Source organism: Pseudomonas sp. zjy_15, assembly GCF_043101865.1.
Classification (GTDB): Bacteria; Pseudomonadota; Gammaproteobacteria; order Pseudomonadales; family Pseudomonadaceae; genus Aquipseudomonas; species Aquipseudomonas putida_Y.
This window is the reverse complement of sequence record NZ_JBICII010000080.1, coordinates 1-803: the sequence shown is the minus strand read 5'-3', so window position 1 is coordinate 803 and position 803 is coordinate 1. Positions and strand designations below refer to the sequence as shown.

At 61.1% G+C, this 803-nt stretch carries 1 protein-coding gene; it reads right to left on the bottom strand.

Going from position 1 to position 803, the window contains the following annotated elements; all coding sequences use genetic code 11:
* A partial coding sequence (locus ACF8EF_RS14605) for a thiamine pyrophosphate-dependent enzyme (protein WP_392461426.1) occupies positions 1-803 on the bottom strand: 803 nt, incomplete at both ends.

The following is an 803-nucleotide window of genomic DNA, read 5'->3' as shown; positions in this document are numbered from 1 at the left end:
ATCACCACGGTGATGTGCATGCCCAGACGTACTGCAGTTTCCAGTTCCTGGCTGTTCATCATGAAGCCACCGTCGCCACACACCGAGATTACCGGGCGGTCCGGGTGCACCAGGTGCGCAGCCATTGCCGATGGCAGGCCGGCGCCCATGGTCGCCAGGGCGTTGTCCAGCAGCACGGTGTTCGGCTTGTGCGCCTTGTAGTTGCGGGCGAACCAGATCTTGTAGATGCCGTTGTCCAGGGCGACGATGCCTTCGGACGGCAGTACACGACGGATGTCAGCAACCATGCGCTGTGGGTAGACCGGGAAGCGGTCGTCGTCGGCGCCTTCGGCGATCTGTGCTTCGTTGGCTTCACGGATGGCCATCAGGCGGGTGAAGTCCCAGTGCGAAGTGTCATTCAGCGCTTCGCTGATCTGCCACACGGCGTTGGCGATGTCGCCGATCACTTCTACTTGCGGGAAGTACACGGCATCGACTTCGGCAGAGCGGAAGTTGATGTGGATGACTTCGGTGCCGCCACGGACCATGAAGAATGGCGGCTTCTCGATCACATCGTGGCCGATGTTGATGATCAGGTCGGCGGCTTCTACGGCGCGGTGAACGAAGTCGCCCGACGACAGTGCAGCGTTGCCGAGGAAGCGCGGGTGACGCTCGTCGACCACACCTTTACCCATCTGGGTGGTGATGAACGGGATGCCGGTCTTGTCGATCAGTTGCTTGAGAACCTTGGCGGTCATCTTGCGGTTGGCACCGGCACCGATCACCAGGATCGGGTTACGCGCGTTCTGCAGTTTCTCGACGGC